Origin of the sequence: Bacillus sp. NTK071 (assembly GCF_017303315.1) — a bacterium.
In the GTDB taxonomy this organism is placed as follows: Bacteria; Bacillota; Bacilli; order Bacillales; family Guptibacillaceae; genus Guptibacillus.
Genome location: NZ_JAFKOI010000018.1, coordinates 18,189 through 32,386, shown reverse-complemented (window position 1 = coordinate 32,386; position 14,198 = coordinate 18,189). Strand labels below are relative to the sequence as shown.

The window sequence follows — 14,198 nt, the reverse complement described above, 5'->3', positions numbered from 1 at the left end:
AAGTTACTTTGCTACAATTATTCGCCTGTAGCTTTTTTAATGATTTCTTCAGAAATTGATTTAGGAACTTGCTCATAGTGATCAAAGCTCATAGTGTAAGTACCACGGCCTTGAGTACGTGAGCGAAGTGTAGTCGCATAACCAAACATTTCTGAAAGTGGAACGAATGCATTGACAACCTGAGCGTTACCGCGAGCAGTCATACCTTCAACACGTCCACGACGACTTGTTACATCACCCATGATGTCGCCCATGTATTCTTCTGGCACTACAACTTCAACTTTCATCATAGGCTCAAGAAGAGCAGGGTCACATACTGTCTTAGCTTTTTTCAAAGCCATAGATGCAGCGATCTTAAATGCCATTTCGTTTGAGTCAACGTCATGGTAGGATCCATCAACAAGGCGAGCTTTTACGTCGATTAGTGGGTAGCCTGCAAGCAAACCATTTGCCATTGCATCGCGTAGTCCAGACTCAACTGCAGGGATGTATTCACGTGGAACTACACCACCAACAATCTTGTTTTCAAATTCAAATCCAGCGCCTTCTTCGTTCGGCTCAAATTCAACCCATACGTGTCCGAATTGTCCACGACCACCAGACTGACGTACGAATTTACCTTCAACCTTACCAGCTTTACGGATGGATTCGCGGTATGCAACCTGAGGTGCACCAACAGTAGCTTCTACTTTAAACTCACGACGCAAGCGGTCTACGATGATATCAAGGTGAAGTTCACCCATTCCTGAGATAATCGTTTGACCAGTCTCTTCGTTTGTTTCAGTTTTGAATGTTGGATCCTCTTCAGCAAGCTTAGCTAGAGCTACAGACATTTTGTCCTGGTCACTCTTTGTTTTAGGCTCAATCGCTACCGAGATAACCGGATCTGGGAAGTCCATAGATTCAAGGATAACTGTATCCTTTTCATCACATAGAGTGTCACCAGTCGATGTATCTTTCAAACCAACTGCCGCTGCGATATCCCCTGCATATACAGTAGAGATCTCTTCACGAGAGTTAGCGTGCATCTGAAGGATACGTCCTACACGTTCACGCTTATCTTTAGTTGAGTTCTTAACATAAGAACCAGCTGAAAGCGTTCCTGAGTAAACACGGAAGAATGTAAGCTTACCAACGTAAGGGTCAGTCATTACTTTAAATGCAAGTGCAGAGAAAGGACCATTATCGTCAGCAGTACGAATTACTTCTTCTTCAGAATCTTTTAGATGACCCTTAATTGCAGGTACATCTAGTGGTGAAGGAAGGTAATCTAGTACAGCATCAAGAACGAGCTGAACGCCTTTGTTCTTAAATGCAGAACCACATAGTACAGGGTAGAATTCAACGTTACAAGTACCTTTACGGATTGCAGCTTTGATTTCTTCTACTGTAAGTTCTTCACCTTCAAGGTATTTCATCATTAGATCTTCTTCAAGCTCTGCTACCGCTTCAACTAATTTCGTACGGTACTCTTCAGCTTGTTCCTTGTATTCAGCAGGAATTTCGCGTGATTCAGTACGAGAACCAAGATCATCAAGGTAGTAGAATGCTTCCATTGTGATAAGATCAATGATTCCTTCGAAATCGTCTTCAGCACCGATTGGTAGCTGAATAGGGTGTGCATTAGCTTGCAATCGTTCAGTTAGTGTACCTGTGGAGTAAATGAAGTCTGCTCCGAGCTTATCCATTTTGTTAATGAATACGATACGAGGCACTCCGTAGTTAGTAGCTTGACGCCAAACAGTTTCTGTTTGCGGCTCAACACCAGATTGTGCATCAAGTACCGCAACTGCTCCATCCAATACACGCAATGAACGTTCAACTTCTACTGTAAAGTCTACGTGACCAGGTGTGTCAATGATGTTAACACGGTGGTCTTTCCACTGGGCAGTGGTAGCAGCAGAAGTAATCGTGATTCCACGCTCCTGCTCCTGCTCCATCCAGTCCATCTGTGAACCACCTTCGTGAGTTTCACCGATCTTGTGGATACGCCCTGAGTAGAAAAGAATACGCTCAGTAGTTGTTGTTTTACCAGCATCGATGTGAGCCATGATGCCGATATTACGTGTATCTCTTAAGGAGAATTCTCTTGCCATTAGTATTTCTCCTTCCTTTTATAAAGGGATTTGTGTTGTTTGTTGATTACCAGCGATAGTGAGCAAACGCTTTGTTTGCTTCAGCCATTTTGTGCTGTTCTTCACGCTTTTTAACAGAAGCACCTGTGTTGTTAGCTGCATCCATAATTTCATTAGCAAGTCTTTCTACCATAGTCTTTTCACCGCGAAGACGGGAATAGTTCACAAGGTAGCGAAGACCTAGAGTTGTACGACGTTCTGGACGAACTTCAACCGGCACCTGGTAGTTAGCACCACCAACACGACGAGCGCGTACTTCAAGTACTGGCATAACGTTTTTCAACGCTTGGTCAAATACTTCCATAGCCTCTGTGTTTGTGCGTTCTTGTACAAGATCAAATGCTTTGTATAGCACTTGCTGAGCTTTACCCTTCTGACCATCTACCATAAGGCGGTTGATCAGGCGAGTAACTAGCTTGGATTTGTAAATTGGATCTGGTAATACGTCACGACGTTCTACTGGACCTTTACGTGGCATGGGTTAACCCCCTTTCATATTTTAGTTAATTGTAAGCTATTATTTCTTAGCTTCTTTCGGTCTCTTAGTACCGTATTTAGAACGACCTTGTCTACGGTCGTTAACACCTGCAGTATCAAGCGCACCACGAACGATGTGGTAGCGTACACCCGGTAAATCCTTAACACGTCCTCCACGGATAAGAACAACACTGTGCTCTTGAAGGTTGTGCCCGATACCAGGAATATAAGCAGTTACTTCAATTCCGTTAGTAAGACGAACACGAGCGTATTTACGCAATGCGGAGTTCGGCTTCTTAGGAGTCATCGTACCAACACGAGTACATACACCACGTTTTTGTGGAGATGAAAGGTCTGTATGAGACTTTTTGAAGCTATTATATCCTTTGTTCAATGCCGGAGAATCGGATTTCTTTGTTTTAGAAACGCGTCCCTTGCGAACAAGTTGGTTAATAGTTGGCATTTTGTTTTCCTCCCTTCTTTCGTTAATAAGCAAGCCCACACATCCAGGTGGTTCATGTATAGATAAAAGGAAAGTTTTTGCCTGGCAGGGCAAGCCTCGCCCGGCAAAAACGGTTATGCTTTTATCGCAACTGTTGCTGCGCCTACTTCGATGCCGCAAGCCTTACCTAGTTTCTTCATAGAATCAACTCGGTGTACAGGAATGCTTTTTTCTTCGGCGAATGCAACAACTTTAGAAGTTACCCTGCGATCAGCGTCGTCAGCGATGAAAACTTCCTTCGCTTCCCCAATCTGGAGGGCCTTTAGAGTTTGTTTCGTCCCGATAATTAATTCATCTGCCTGCGATACTTTTTCATAAGACAAGAACATATCCTCCAAAGTAACAGGATTATCGGGAGCACCTTGGATATAATATCACCCTGCACTCCCGATGTCAACACTTCCCTGTTTATTCTTGACTAACCAAAGCACTTTCTTCTTCTTCTAAAAGCTGTTCTGCCTCTTGTGCTTCACCTGCTACATTGATCCTGCGGTAACGTTGCATACCAGTACCTGCCGGAACAAGTTTACCGATAATTACGTTCTCCTTAAGACCAAGTAGTTCATCACGTTTACCTTTAATTGCTGCATCAGTTAGGACACGAGTCGTTTCCTGGAAGGATGCTGCAGATAGGAATGATTCAGTTTCAAGAGATGCTTTTGTAATACCAAGAAGTACCGGACGTCCTGTAGCAGGAAGACCACCCTGTCTAAGAACTTTACGGTTAACTGCTTTGAACTGATGAATGTCGATAAGAGATCCTGGCAACACTTCAGTATCACCCGCATCAATAACGCGAATTTTACGCATCATCTGACGGACCATTACTTCAACGTGCTTATCACCAATTTCAACACCCTGCATACGGTATACCTTCTGTACTTCAGCAAGAAGATACTCTTGTACGCCGTCAATTCCGCTAATTGTAAGAAGTTGTTTAGGATCGATCGAACCTTCTGTAAGAGCTTGACCAGCCTTAACTTCATCACCTACAACGATCTTAAGACGAGCGCCGTAAGGTACAGGGTAGTTTCTTGTTTCAGTTTCGCCCTGAACAACGATCTCTTTCTTTTCTTTAACTTCAGCTAAATCAATCACCTTACCGTCAAGTTCAGAAATAACAGCCTGACCTTTCGGGTTACGTGCTTCAAATAGCTCCTGGATACGAGGAAGACCTTGAGTGATATCATCTCCGGCAACCCCACCAGTGTGGAACGTACGCATTGTTAACTGAGTACCAGGTTCACCGATTGATTGTGCAGCAATAATTCCAACTGCTTCCCCAACTTCTACGCGAGTACCTGTAGCAAGGTTACGTCCGTAACACTTCTTACATACACCGTGACTCGTACTACATGTGAATGCAGAACGGATATAAACATTCTCAATACCGGCTTCTACAATATCAGTAGCGATGTCTTCAGTGATTAGGTTGTTTTTATCAACGAGAACTTCGTTCGTCTCAGGATGTCTAACCTTCTTGAATGCAACACGGCCTACAAGACGATCATACAGTCCTTCAATTAACTCATTACCGTTTTTAATTGCGCTAACTTCAAGGCCTCTATCTGTTCCACAATCGTCTTCACGAACGATGACATCTTGTGCCACGTCAACAAGACGACGAGTAAGGTAACCTGAGTCAGCTGTTTTAAGTGCCGTATCAGCAAGACCTTTACGAGCACCGTGAGTAGAAATAAAGTACTCAAGAACCGTTAGACCTTCACGGAAGCTGGACTTGATCGGAAGTTCGATGATCTGTCCAGATGGGTTAGCCATCAATCCACGCATACCAGCAAGTTGAGTAAAGTTAGATGCGTTACCTCGAGCACCTGAATCACTCATCATAAAGATTGGGTTATCTTTTTCTAGACGAGTCATTAGTTTTTCTTGGATACGATCTTTTGCACTACTCCAAATTGCGATAACACGGTCGTAACGTTCATCATCCGTAATGAGACCACGACGGAATTGTTTAAGAACCTTTTCAACTTTTTCTTCAGCTTCTTGTACAATCTCTTGTTTCTCAGCAAGTACCACAACGTCAGCAACACCAACGGTAATACCAGCTTTAGTAGAGTACTTAAAGCCTAGGTCCTTCATGCGGTCAAGCATTCTAGATGTTTCTGTAACTTTGAAACGCTTGAACACCTCTGCGATGATCTTACCAAGAATACCCTTCTTAAATGGTGAGATTAATTCGCGCTGAGCAATTTCTTCTTTCACATTCACGCCGTGAGGAAGGAAGTAATTCTCTGGTGTCGCAATTTCAAGGTTAGTTGTTGTCGGCTCATTGATATATGGGAACGACTCCGGAAGGATTTCGTTGAAAATCAACTTACCAACAGTTGTTACAAGCAGTTGCTTGTTCTGCTCTTCAGTAAAAGCAGATTTATTTAATGAAGCAGCTGGAATTGCTACACGAGAATGAAGGTGTACATAACCATTCTGGTAGGCAATTAATGCTTCGTTAGTATCTTTGAATACAGAACCCTCACCGATTGCTCCTTCACGTTCCATAGTCAGGTAGTAGTTACCTAGAACCATATCCTGTGATGGTGTTACAACTGGCTTACCATCTTTCGGGTTAAGGATATTCTGTGCTGCAAGCATTAAGATACGCGCTTCTGCCTGTGCTTCTGCAGAAAGCGGTACGTGAACGGCCATTTGGTCACCATCAAAGTCAGCGTTATATGCTGTACAAACGAGTGGGTGAAGACGAATTGCGCGTCCTTCAACTAGAATTGGTTCGAATGCTTGAATTCCAAGCCTGTGAAGTGTTGGTGCACGGTTAAGAAGAACTGGATGTTCTTTAATTACGTTTTCCAATACGTCCCAAACTTCAGGGTGAACTTTTTCTACTTTACGTTTCGCACTCTTAATGTTGTGTGCAAGACCTTTTGAAACAAGCTCTTTCATTACGAAAGGTTTGAATAGTTCAAGCGCCATTTCTTTTGGAAGTCCACACTGATACATCTTAAGTGACGGTCCTACAACGATAACTGAACGACCTGAATAGTCAACACGCTTACCTAGTAGGTTCTGACGGAAACGTCCTTGCTTCCCTTTCAACATGTGAGAAAGAGACTTCAATGGACGGTTACCCGGACCTGTTACAGGACGACCGCGACGACCATTATCAATAAGAGCGTCGACAGCTTCCTGAAGCATGCGTTTTTCGTTTTGTACGATAATGCTTGGTGCACCAAGATCTAGAAGTCGCTTAAGACGGTTATTACGGTTGATTACACGACGATACAGATCGTTTAAATCTGATGTCGCAAATCGTCCACCATCAAGCTGCACCATTGGGCGAAGCTCTGGAGGAATAACCGGAAGAACATCAAGAATCATCCATGACGGGTTGTTACCAGAACCACGGAATGCCTCTAGTACTTCAAGACGCTTAATTGCACGAGTTCTACGTTGTCCTTGTGCTGTTTTAAGCTCTTCCTTCAGGATATCAACTTCTTTATCAAGGTCGATATCAAACAATAGTTTGCGGATTGCTTCCGCACCCATTTCTGCAGAGAAAGTTTTGCCATACTTTTCACGGTATGCACGGTACTCTTTCTCAGAAAGTAGTTGTTTCTTCTCAAGCGGTGTGTCACCAGCTTCAGTTACTACATAAGAAGCAAAATATATTACTTCTTCAAGTGCGCGTGGAGACATGTCAAGAACAAGTCCCATACGGCTTGGAATGCCTTTAAAGTACCAGATGTGAGAGACAGGAGCAGCAAGCTCGATGTGCCCCATTCTCTCACGACGTACTTTCGCACGTGTTACTTCAACTCCGCAGCGATCACAAACGACACCTTTATAACGGATACGTTTGTATTTCCCACAATGACATTCCCAGTCTTTTGTAGGTCCGAAGATACGCTCACAGAAAAGACCATCTTTCTCTGGCTTTAAGGTACGGTAGTTAATGGTTTCTGGCTTTTTAACTTCTCCTCTTGACCAAGAGCGGATTTTATCCGGTGACGCCAGACCGATTTTCATATACTCAAATTTATTGACATCTATCAAGGGGCCTACCTCCCTTTAGAATTCAGCTTTAACCCTTACTCACTCGCCTGATTTGACCCAACATTCAAGTTCAATTTCTCACTGGATTGGTCTTCTTCATCGTCTAACTCTTTCATTTCAATCTCTTGCTCATCACTAGCTAGCATTTTCACGTCCATACCAAGTGATTGCAACTCTTTGATTAGAACTTTAAACGACTCTGGAATACCAGGCTCAGGAACATTTTCACCTTTTACGATTGCCTCGTAAGTCTTAACACGTCCAACAACATCATCCGACTTCACAGTCAGAATCTCTTGAAGGGTGTATGCAGCACCATATGCTTCAAGTGCCCAAACTTCCATCTCACCGAAACGCTGTCCACCGAATTGTGCTTTACCACCAAGCGGTTGCTGAGTAACAAGTGAATATGGCCCAGTAGAACGTGCGTGAAGTTTGTCATCAACCATGTGAGCAAGTTTAATCATATACATAACTCCGACAGAAATACGGTTGTCGAATGGTTCACCCGAACGACCATCGTAAAGAACAGTTTTACCATCACGTGGCATACCTGCTTCTTCAAGTGTTTCCCACACATCTTCTTCACGCGCTCCATCAAATACTGGTGTTGCTACGTGAATACCAAGTGCGCGTGCAGCCATACCGATATGCAACTCTAGTACCTGTCCAATGTTCATACGAGAAGGAACACCAAGTGGGTTCAACATGATATCGATTGGCGTACCATCTGGTAAATATGGCATATCTTCTTCAGGAAGAATCCTTGAGATAACACCTTTGTTACCATGGCGACCTGCCATCTTATCTCCTTCATGAATCTTACGCTTCTGTACGATATAAACACGAACAAGTTGATTTACTCCCGGAGGAAGCTCATCGCCGTCTTCACGGTTAAAGATCTTCACATCAAGTACAATACCATCGCCACCGTGAGGTACACGGAGAGATGTATCACGAACTTCACGAGCTTTTTCTCCAAAGATTGCATGAAGTAGACGTTCTTCAGCTGTTAGTTCTGTTACACCCTTAGGAGTAACTTTACCAACAAGAATATCTCCATCTTTTACCTCAGCACCCATACGAATAATTCCGCGTTCATCGAGGTTACGAAGTGCGTCTTCCCCAACGTTTGGAATATCACGAGTAATTTCTTCAGGTCCAAGCTTAGTGTCGCGAGCTTCGGATTCATACTCTTCGATATGAATTGAAGTATATACGTCATCTTTTACGAGACGTTCGCTCATAATAATAGCATCCTCGTAGTTGTAACCTTCCCATGTCATAAATCCGACAAGAACGTTACGCCCGAGTGCCATTTCACCTTTTTCCATTGAAGGTCCGTCTCCAAGGATTTCTCCTTTTACAACTCGGTCGCCTTCAACGACAATCGGCTTTTGGTTATAACACGTTCCTTGGTTGGAACGAATGAATTTAAGCAATTTGTAGCGATCAAGGTCGCCTTTAACTTCCTCACCATCAATGACAGATACACGGCGCACACGAATTTCTGCAGCAGATGCAAACTCAACAATACCTTCGTGTTTACAAATTACAGCAGCTCCGGAATCTTTTCCGTTAACGTGTTCCATACCTGTACCGACAATTGGTGCTTCAGGAACCATCAAAGGTACAGCTTGACGCTGCATGTTCGCTCCCATTAGCGCACGGTTGGAGTCATCGTTCTCAAGGAACGGGATACAAGCCGTCGCAGCGGAAACAACCTGTTTCGGGGATACGTCCATGTAATCGATCTTTTCGCGAGCAATGATAATGTTCTCATCACGGAAACGAGCAACAATATCTTCGTCCTGGAATGAACCATCATCGTTTAGCTTCGCGTTTGCCTGTGCCACAACGTAGTTATCCTGTTCATCAGCAGTTAGGTAGTCAATAAACTCTGTTACTTTACCTGTTTCAGGATCTACTCTGCGGTATGGTGTTTCAATAAAACCAAATATATTAACTCGTGCATAAGAAGAAAGCGAGTTAATTAGTCCGATGTTTGGACCCTCTGGTGTTTCGATCGGACACATTCTTCCATAGTGAGAGTAATGTACGTCACGAACTTCAAATCCAGCACGTTCACGTGTTAAACCACCTGGTCCAAGTGCAGATAGACGACGCTTGTGTGTTAATTCAGCAAGAGGGTTCGTCTGATCCATAAACTGAGACAACTGAGAGCTTCCGAAGAACTCTTTGATGGATGCTATAACAGGACGAATGTTAATTAGCGCCTGTGGCGTAATGACGTTCGTATCCTGGATAGACATACGTTCACGAACCACACGTTCCATACGGGAAAGACCGATACGGAATTGGTTCTGAAGTAGTTCACCAACCGAACGAAGTCGACGGTTACCAAGGTGATCAATATCATCGGTGTTTCCAACCTGATGAAGTAGGTTAAAGAAGTAGTTAATAGAAGAAATGATGTCGCCAGGCGTGATGTTTTTCACTCCTGTTTCAACTCCACCATTTCCAATCACATTAATTACACGCTCTCCTTCTGGATCATCAGGTGCGTAAACTTTAATTGATTGCAAGCCTATTGATTCGTCTTCAATTACTCCACCATGAGGTTCTACGTCTTTAAAGCCAACGTTTGTCTCAAGAGCGGGAAGAATACGATCAAGTAGACGGCGGTCAAGAATCGCGCCCTCTTCTGCAATCACTTCGCCTGTTTCAGGATCAACGAGCGTTTCAGCAAGGCGTTGATTGAATAGACGGTTTTTAATATGAAGCTTCTTGTTAATCTTGTAACGGCCTACGTTTGCAAGATCATAGCGCTTCGGATCAAAAAAGCGGGAATCAAGTAAGCTTTTAGCGTTGTCGACAGTCGGAGGCTCACCAGGACGTAAGCGTTCATAGATTTCTAGAAGCGCTTTTTCTGTGCCGTCCGTGTTGTCTTTTTCCAGGGTATTGCGAAGATATTCATCTTCACCTAGGAGATCTATGATTTCTTGATCAGACCCAAACCCTAACGCTCTGAGCAGTACCGTAATCGGTAGCTTTCTAGTACGATCAATTCGTACATAGACAATATCTTTGGCATCAGTTTCAAATTCCAGCCATGCTCCTCGGTTTGGAATGACAGTAGCTGTATATCCTTTTTTGCCGTTCTTATCGATCTTTTCACTATAGTAGACACTTGGAGAACGCACGAGCTGAGATACGATAACGCGTTCTGCCCCATTAATAATAAAGGTACCTGTTTCAGTCATTAATGGGAAGTCACCCATGAACACTTCTTGTTCCTTTACTTCACCTGTTTCTTTGTTGATCAGGCGTACTTTCACACGTAAAGGTGCAGAATATGTTACATCTCGCTCTTTGGTCTCTTCCACGGGATACTTAGGTTCACCAAGGCTGTAATCAATAAATTCCAGCACAAGATTACCTGTGAAATCTTCGATTGGAGAAATATCCTGGAACATTTCTCGTAAACCCTCATCAAGAAACCATTGATAAGAAGCCGTTTGAATCTCAATTAGATTTGGCAAATCCAACACTTCTTTGATTCGCGCGTAGCTTCTTCTTTGGCGGTGGCGTCCATACTGAACTAGTTGGCCTGTCAAATGATTCACCCCTCAAATCCAGCGTATTTATTTTCTTCATCCAGTGAGTTCTGGTAAACAGAATCTATCGTTGGACAAAAAAAGAAAAAGGGCATAAATAAATTTCCCCTTAACTATAAGCGATTATATTAGTTTTTCCAGACGACGGTATTTTATACCTCTCTCCATAGCAATAGGAAAAAGGCCTGGAAAATCCATCATTGGCATTATATTATATTAGCATAGCCCGTCTATGAAGTCAAAGGATAATTTAATAAACTACTTGACTGCTTTAAGAATATAGTATCCTTTCTTTTTCACAACGGTTTCAACATGCTCAAACATTTCTTCTAGCTTGTTAATAGCTGATGGTGCCCCTTGTTTCTTTTGAATAACAACCCAGAGCGTTCCATCTTTTTTTAGAACTTCATGTGCTTCTTCTAGAATCCCATGAACAACCTGCTTACCTGCGCGAATAGGTGGATTTGTAATGACTGAGGCAAAAGTTTTGTCTTTCACCGCACTCAATTGATCACTCGCCATAACAGTAACATTATTTACGCTACTCTTAATCGCGTTGTTCATCGCAAGCTCAGTCGCACGCTCATTAACATCTAGCAAATAAAAACGGCGGTTTGAAAATTCAGAAGCAAGCGATATGCCGATTGGGCCATAGCCACAACCAACATCTACAATATCTCCTTCAATCTCAGGTTCTTCAAATGTATCGATTAGGAGCTTACTCCCAAAGTCGACTTCTTTCTTTGAAAAAACACCAGAATCAGTCGTGAATTGAAAACGGCGTCCGCGCAGCTCTTCAGCGATACGCATCCGATCACTTTTCACATTTGGATTCTTCGTATAATAATGTTCTCCCATTGCTTCCCCTCTTTCCATCGCCATTTCTATAAGCCTTCCCATTCTAGCTTTTCATCATAACCGAAAATAGTAGCGCCCAATAACAAAAAGCTCGCTTTTAAAAGCGAGCTTTTGTTTCAGGCAATTAATTACTTAACTTCGATTACTGCGCCAACTTCTTCAAGCTTAGCTTTAAGCTCTTCAGCTTCTTCTTTAGCAACGCCTTCTTTGATAGAGCTTGGAGCGCCGTCAACTAGTTCTTTAGCTTCTTTCAAGCCAAGACCAGTGATTTCGCGAACAACTTTGATAACCTTGATCTTGCTGCTTCCAGCACTTTCAAGAACTACGTCAAATTCAGATTGCTCTTCAGCAGCACCTTCTGCTGCGCCACCTGCTGCTGCTACTGGAGCTGCTGCAGTTACACCAAATTCTTCTTCGATAGCTTTAACTAGGTCGTTAAGCTCAAGAACTGTCATTTCTTTGATTGCTTCAATGATTTGCTCGTTACCCATGAGTAAATCCTCCTTAATTTTTGTTTTATTTATACCAATTGATAGGCCGTGTATTTACGCGCCTTGTTCTTCCTTTTGATCAGCCACAGCTTTTGTAGCAAGTGCCATATTGCGCATAGGTGCTTGTAGCACAGATAGCAACATAGAAAGTAGTCCTTCGCGGTTTGGTAGGTCCGCAAGTTCTTTGATCTTTTCTACTGAAACAACGCCGCCTTCGATTACGCCCGTCTTGATTTCAAGAGCTTCGTGATTTTTAGCGAAGTTGTTCAAAATTTTAGCAGGAGCAACAACATCTTCATTGCTGAACGCGATTGCCGTAGGGCCGACAAGGTGTTCATTCAAATCAGTAAGTTCAAGCTCTTCTGCTGCGCGACGAGTCATTGTGTTCTTGTAAACACGGAACTCAACGTTTGCATCACGCAATTGCTTACGAAGCTCAGTTACTTCAGAAACATCAAGTCCGCGATAATCAACAAGGATTGTTGATTGGCTATCACGTAGTTTGTCTGCAATTTCCGTAACTAGTTGCTTCTTCTGTTCAACTATACTGCTCATAGTTCCACCTCCTAAAGAAATGTATCTATACCGCCCTGGAATATGAGGTCATATAAAAAGCCTTCACATCCGAAGACATGAAGGCTTTACGATTACATACGTATCGAATCACTTCACACCTCGGCAGGATATTAAGTGCAAATGCACCCCTGCTGTCTACGGTACAGAAAGTATTAATTTATCAAACAACATTTACAAGTATATTTAATAGCTACGCAAATGTCAACAGCTAATTTAATTAGCGGTAAGTTGATGCGTTAACTTTAACACCAGGTCCCATTGTAGATGTAACCGAAATGTTTTTAAGGTACGTACCTTTTGCAGCTGCAGGCTTAACTTTCACAAGTGTTTCTACAAGTGTGTTCAAGTTTTCTACAAGCTTGTCAGCTTCGAAAGATACTTTACCGATCGGTGCATGGACGTTACCAGCACGGTCAACACGGTATTCTACTTTACCAGCTTTGATTTCATTAACAGCTTTTTCAACGTCGAAAGTAACTGTTCCAGTTTTCGGGTTTGGCATTAAGCCTTTTGGTCCAAGTACACGACCAAGCTTACCAACTTCGCCCATCATATCTGGAGTTGCAACGATCACATCAAAGTCAAACCAACCACCGTTGATTTTCTGGATGTAGTCAGCTTCTCCAACATAGTCAGCGCCAGCTGCTTCAGCTTCCTTCGCTTTTTCGCCTTTTGCGAAAACAAGAACGCGTTGAGTTTTACCAGTTCCGTTTGGAAGTACAACCGCGCCACGAACCTGCTGGTCGTTTTTCTTAGGGTCTACTCCTAGACGAATTGCTGCTTCAACAGTTCCATCAAAGTTTCCTACAGAAGTCTTTTTAACAAGATCTACTGCTTCTTGAGGCTCATAGAAAGTTGTACGTTCAACTAGCTTTGCAGCCTCTTGGTATTTCTTACCTCTTTTAGCCATTTTGTGTTCCTCCTTGAATGTGGTTTAGCGGATTAACCTCCCACTATTTATGACGCCAAATTGTCGACATCATAATAAAAGTTGCGAACCTGTAAAATACAGGCAGGAATCCCTTTTAATCGCAACGGCTTGTGTAACATTAGTCTTCGATCGTAATTCCCATGCTACGTGCAGTACCTTCAACCATACGCATTGCAGAATCTACATTCGCTGCGTTAAGGTCTGGCATTTTTGTTTCAGCGATTTCACGCACTTTATCACGCTTCACAGTCGCAACTTTGTTGCGGTTTGGTTCACCAGAACCTGACTCGATACCTGCTGCTTTCTTAAGAAGAACTGCAGCTGGTGGAGTTTTAGTGATAAATGTAAATGAACGGTCTTCAAAAACCGTGATTTCTACTGGGATGATCATACCAGCCTGGTCAGAAGTACGAGCATTAAACTCTTTACAGAATCCCATAATGTTAACTCCAGCTTGACCTAGTGCAGGTCCTACTGGTGGTGCAGGATTTGCCTTCCCAGCTGGGATTTGCAATTTAACAACCTTGATTACCTTTTTAGCCACGCGACACACCTCCTTAAGTCCGTGATGTGGTATTTGGGTGTTTACACCCTCCCACCTTATATATCAATAGAATGTCT

At 43.0% G+C, this 14,198-nt stretch carries 11 protein-coding genes and 1 other annotated feature; all 11 genes read right to left on the bottom strand.

The features are described from left to right. Nucleotides 1-17: 17 nt before the first annotated feature. On the bottom strand, nucleotides 18-2,096 hold the full coding sequence (gene fusA / locus JI666_RS18640) for an elongation factor G (RefSeq protein WP_206894563.1): 2,079 nt from the start codon (nucleotides 2,094-2,096) through the stop codon (nucleotides 18-20). Between the two features lie 46 nt (nucleotides 2,097-2,142). Further along, nucleotides 2,143-2,613: a 30S ribosomal protein S7 gene (gene rpsG, locus JI666_RS18635; protein WP_048313318.1), complete on the bottom strand. Its 471-nt coding sequence runs from the start codon at nucleotides 2,611-2,613 to the stop codon at nucleotides 2,143-2,145. Between the two features lie 39 nt (nucleotides 2,614-2,652). Beyond that, nucleotides 2,653-3,075, bottom strand: coding sequence for a 30S ribosomal protein S12 (gene rpsL / locus JI666_RS18630; RefSeq protein ID WP_048313317.1), 423 nt, complete (start codon nucleotides 3,073-3,075; stop codon nucleotides 2,653-2,655). Nucleotides 3,076-3,188: 113 nt separating this feature from the next. After that, nucleotides 3,189-3,437: a 50S ribosomal protein L7ae-like protein gene (locus tag JI666_RS18625; protein ID WP_206894562.1), complete on the bottom strand. Its 249-nt coding sequence runs from the start codon at nucleotides 3,435-3,437 to the stop codon at nucleotides 3,189-3,191. 85 nt (nucleotides 3,438-3,522) lie between these two features. Further along, complete coding sequence (gene rpoC, locus JI666_RS18620; RefSeq protein WP_206894561.1) at nucleotides 3,523-7,143, bottom strand: DNA-directed RNA polymerase subunit beta'; 3,621 nt, start codon at nucleotides 7,141-7,143, stop codon at nucleotides 3,523-3,525. 35 nt (nucleotides 7,144-7,178) lie between these two features. Further along, the gene (gene rpoB / locus JI666_RS18615; protein ID WP_136948775.1) at nucleotides 7,179-10,721 is read right to left on the bottom strand and encodes a DNA-directed RNA polymerase subunit beta; all 3,543 of its coding nucleotides are present in this window, start codon (nucleotides 10,719-10,721) and stop codon (nucleotides 7,179-7,181) included. A 258-nt stretch (nucleotides 10,722-10,979) separates the two neighbouring features. After that, the gene (locus tag JI666_RS18610) at nucleotides 10,980-11,579 is read right to left on the bottom strand and encodes a class I SAM-dependent methyltransferase (protein ID WP_206894584.1); all 600 of its coding nucleotides are present in this window, start codon (nucleotides 11,577-11,579) and stop codon (nucleotides 10,980-10,982) included. 128 nt (nucleotides 11,580-11,707) lie between these two features. Beyond that, entirely contained in the window at nucleotides 11,708-12,070 is a 363-nt protein-coding gene (gene rplL, locus JI666_RS18605) for a 50S ribosomal protein L7/L12 (protein WP_206894559.1), read from the bottom strand. 54 nt (nucleotides 12,071-12,124) lie between these two features. After that, nucleotides 12,125-12,625, bottom strand: coding sequence for a 50S ribosomal protein L10 (rplJ, locus tag JI666_RS18600; RefSeq protein WP_206894557.1), 501 nt, complete (start codon nucleotides 12,623-12,625; stop codon nucleotides 12,125-12,127). Between the two features lie 44 nt (nucleotides 12,626-12,669). Further along, nucleotides 12,670-12,805 (bottom strand) — a sequence feature (ribosomal protein L10 leader region). Nucleotides 12,806-12,863: 58 nt separating this feature from the next. Continuing rightward, nucleotides 12,864-13,556: a 50S ribosomal protein L1 gene (gene rplA, locus JI666_RS18595; RefSeq protein WP_206894555.1), complete on the bottom strand. Its 693-nt coding sequence runs from the start codon at nucleotides 13,554-13,556 to the stop codon at nucleotides 12,864-12,866. A 139-nt stretch (nucleotides 13,557-13,695) separates the two neighbouring features. After that, a complete protein-coding gene (rplK, locus tag JI666_RS18590) occupies nucleotides 13,696-14,121 on the bottom strand; it encodes a 50S ribosomal protein L11 (protein WP_048313309.1) in 426 nt (141 codons plus the stop codon). Nucleotides 14,122-14,198 lie beyond the last annotated feature (77 nt).